Genomic DNA, 4,390 nt, shown 5'->3' on the forward strand with positions numbered 1-4,390 from the left:
GGACGGCGTCGCCGACGCCGTGGTCCTGGTGCACCAGGCACCCTCCGGCGCCAGACACCTCACCGGCTACGTCGTGCCCGAACCGGGCCGCGACCTCGACACCGGGCGCCTGCGGACCCTCGCCGCCGAGCGGCTGCCGGAGTACGCGCTCCCGGGCACCCTGCTCGTCCTGGACGAACTCCCCCTGACCCGGCACGGCAAGCTGGACCGGGCCGCCCTGCCGGTGCCGCACCCGGAGGAGGCGGGCCGGGGCAGGGAACCCCGCACGGAGCGGGAGGCGCTGCTGTGCGACCTGTTCGCGGACGTGCTGGGCGTCGAACGGGTGGGCGCGGACGACGGGTTCTTCGCGCTGGGCGGGGACAGCATCATGTCGATCCAGCTGGTCAGCCGGGCACGGCGGGCCGGCCTGGTCCTCACCCCGCGCGACGTCTTCGAGCACCGGACACCGGCCGCGCTCGCGGGGGTCTGCCGCACCGCCGGCGGGGAAACGGCGGACGCCGTCGAGGACGACGGCACGGGCCCGGTGGAGCCGACTCCGGTGATGCGCTGGCTGCGGGACTGGCGGGGCACCGTGGAGGGCTTCCAGCAGTCGGTGCTGCTCCAGGTCCCGGCGGGGCTGGGCGAGGAGCGGCTCACGGCGGCGGTACAGGCGCTGCTGGACCACCACGACGCGCTGCGGCTGCGGGTTCCCGCGGACGCGGACGGGGTGCTGGAGGTGGGCGGGCCCGGATCGGTGGACGCCGGCCGGTGCGTGCGCCGGGTGCCCTCGGCCGACGCCGACGTGGTGGCCGAGGCGCGGGCGGCGGTGGCGCGGCTGGCGCCGGAGTCGGGCGTGATGCTGCAGGCGGTGTGGTTCGACGCGGGGCCCGAGGACTTCGGCCGGCTGCTGGTCGTGGCGCACCATTTCGCGGTGGACGGGGTGTCCTGGCGCATCCTGCTGCCGGACCTGCGGCAGGCGTGGGAGGCGGTGGCTGCCGGTGAGCCGGTGCGACTCGACCCGGTGGGCACCTCGTTCCGGCGCTGGGCGGCCCTGCTCACCGAACGGGCGCAGGATCCGGCGCTGCGGGCGGAGCTGCCGTACTGGACGGACGGGGCGGGCGCCGACGAGCCCGCGCTCGGCCGTCGCCCGCTGGACCGGTCGCGGGACACCACCGCGACCGCCCGCCACCTGACGGTGACGCTGCCCCGGACCCGCACGGCACCGCTGCTGTCGTCCGTCCCCGCCGCCTTCCACGGCGGCGTCAACGACGTGCTGCTCGGCGCGCTGGCCCTCGCCGTACGGCAGTGGCGCGCGGCGCGCGGGGCCGACGCCGCCGGCGGGGTCCTGATCGACCTGGAGGGCCACGGCCGCGACGGCGACCGGGTCGGCGCGCACGCGGATCTCTCCCGTACCGTCGGCTGGTTCACCCGCGTCCACCCCGTACGGCTCGACGTCACCGTCTGCGGGGACGACCCGGCGGACGCGGTGAAGCGGGTCAAGGAACAGCTGCGGGCGGTCCCCGGCGACGGCTTCGGCCACGGCCTGCTGCGCCACCTGAACACCGACACCGCGGACATTCTGGCCGCGCTTCCCGAGCCCCAGATCGGCTTCAACTACCTGGGCCGTACGGCCTCCGTGTCGTCGTCGGCGTCCTCGGCGTCCCCGGGGTCCCCGGCCGACTGGACCCCGCTCGACCGGCCGGGCGGCCTCGAAGGCCTGACGACGCCGCTGCCGCACGCGCTGGAGATCAACGCCATCGCGAAGGACGGCCCCGAAGGGCCGGTGCTGTCGGCGACGTTCGCGTGGGCGGGCGGGCTGCTGGACGAGGCGGAGGTGCGGGAGCTGGCCGAGCGGTGGCTGCGCGCGCTGGAGACCCTCGCGGACGTGCACACGGGCACCGGGACGGGTGGTCACACACCGTCCGACTTCCCCCTCGTACCGGCGCTCACCCAGGAGCAGGTCGAGACCCTGGAAGCCGCCTACCCCGGCCTGGAGGACGTCCTGCCGCTCTCCCCGCTCCAGGAGGGCCTGCTCTTCCACGCCCACTACGACCACGAGGGGACCGACGTCTACACCGCCCAGGTCGAACTCGATCTGGGCGGGCGGCTGGACGAGGCGCGCCTGCGCGAGGCGTGGACGGCGCTGCTGCGCCGGCACGCCAACCTGCGGGCCGCGTTCGTGCCCGACACGGCCGGCGTGCCCGTCCAGGTGATCGTCCGCGACCCCGACATGCCCTGGCGGACCGTCGACCTGCGCGCCCTGCCCGAGGCGGACGCGGAGGCGGAGGCCGGCCGGATCGCCGCCGAGGAGCGCGGACGGCGCCTCGACCCGGCGCGGGCACCGCTCATGCGCCTCACCCTCCTCCGCCTGGACGACACCCGCCAACGCCTGGTGCTGACGAACCATCACATCCTGTTCGACGGCTGGTCGGTCCCCGTCCTGGCGAAGGAACTCTTCACCCTGTACGCCGGAGGCGCGGGCGCGGAGCTGCCGCCGCCGACCCCCTACGGCGACTACCTCGCCTGGCTCGCCGCCCAGGACGGGCCGGCGGCCGAGCGGGCCTGGGCGGACGCGCTCGACGGGGTCGAGGAGCCGACCCTGCTGGTCCCGGACGCCCCGACGGGCACCGCCGGCGCACCCGGCGTGCCCGCGAGGATCGGCGCGGACCTCCCCGCGCCGGCCGTGGCGGCGCTGCGCCGGCTGGCGCGCGACCGCGGCCTGACGGTCAACACCCTGGTGCAGGGCGCCTGGGCGCTGCTGCTGTCCCGGCTGACCGGCCGCGACGACGTGGTCTTCGGCACGACCGTCTCCGGCCGGCCGCCGGAGATACCCGGCATCGAGTCCATGGTGGGCCTGTTCATCAACACCCTCCCGGTCCGGGTCGTCCTCGATCCGGCCGAAGGGCTGGCCGACCTCCTGCTGCGCGTCCAGGACGCCCAGTCGAAGCTGATGGCCCACCAGCACGTCGGACTGAGCCGCGTCACCAGGCTGTCCGGCCTGCCGCGGCTCTTCGACAGCCTCGTCGTGTTCGAGAACTACCCGGTCGCCGAAGGCACCGTCCCCGCCTCCGGCCTCGCCGTCGGCGGAACGAAGGTGCACGACGCGACCCACTACCCGGTGACCCTCGCCGCCGGACTGCGCGACGACGACCGGCTGTGGCTGCGGCTCCACTACATGCCGCGCCTGCTCACCGAGGAGGCCGCGCACACGCTCACCGGCCGGTTCCTCGCCCTGCTCCGGACGCTCGCCGACGACCCCGCCCGCCCGTCCGGCACGGTCGAGGTCCTCACGGCCGAGGAGCGGCACCGCATCCTCACCGACTGGAACGACGTCGACGCGGACTCGGTGAGACCCGCGACAAGCGTCGTGGAGGCCTTCGCCGCGCAGGTGGCCCGTACGCCCGAGGCCGTGGCCGTCCGCTGGGACGGCGGCGTGCGCACGTACCGCGAACTGGACGAACGGGCGGACCGGCTCGCGGCCCGGCTGCTGTCCCTGGGAGTCGTCCCGGAGGAGCGGGTCGCGCTGCTGATGGAACGCTCGCCCGACATCGTGACGGCGGTGCTCGGAGTGCTCAAGGCCGGAGCGGTCTACGTGCCCCTCGACGGGAGGCTGCCCGAGGCACGGCTCGCGTCGATGACACGACTGGCCGGATGCCGCGTCGTGGTCACGGACGGCTCTACGGCCGCCGACAGGCTGCCCGGCGTCGCGCACGAGGTCGTGGCCGGCGACGGCGACCGGCCGGAGGAGGCGGCCGTCCAGGCCCCCGCCCCGCGCGTCCTGCCGGACAGCGCCGCCTACGTGATGTTCACCTCCGGCTCCACCGGCGAGCCGAAGGGTGTGGAGATCACCCATCGCGGAGTGGTGAGCCTGGCCACCGACCGCCGGTGGAGCACGGGTGCCGCGTCCGGTGGTGACGCGCGCCCGCACCGGGTGCTGCTGCACTCGCCGTACGGTTTCGACCCGTCCACCTACGAGCTGTGGATGCCCCTGCTCGGCGGCGGCGAGGTCGTCGTCGCACCGCCCGGTGACCTCGACGTCCCCACCATCGCCCGTACCCTCCGCGCCCACGGGGTGACCTCGCTGCTGCTGACCGCCGGACTCTTCCGCGTGGTGGCGGAGGAGGACCCCGGCTGCCTGGCGGGCGTCCGCGAGGTGCTGACCGGCGGGGACGTGGTCTCGTCGGCGTCCGTGCGGCGTGTCCTGCACGCGTGCCCGGACACGGTCGTCACCGACATCTACGGCCCTACCGAGATCACCCTGTTCGCCACCCAGCACAGCCTGCGCGACGCGGCCCGGGTCCCGGGCAGCGTTCCGGTCGGCCGCGCCCGCGACGGCATGCGGGCGTACGTGCTCGACGGCCGGCTGCGCCCGGTGCCGCCCGGCGCGCCCGGGGAGCTGTACATCGCCGGC

General features: G+C 75.6%; 1 protein-coding gene. It reads left to right on the top strand.

Features of this window, described 5'->3' with window-relative positions; translation table 11 throughout:
* A partial coding sequence (locus tag ACH4F2_RS35100; protein WP_398136735.1) for a condensation domain-containing protein occupies positions 1-4,390 on the top strand: 4,390 nt, incomplete at both ends.

This window comes from Streptomyces sp. NPDC017890 (genome assembly GCF_044328675.1).
Taxonomy (GTDB): domain Bacteria; phylum Actinomycetota; class Actinomycetes; order Streptomycetales; family Streptomycetaceae; genus Streptomyces.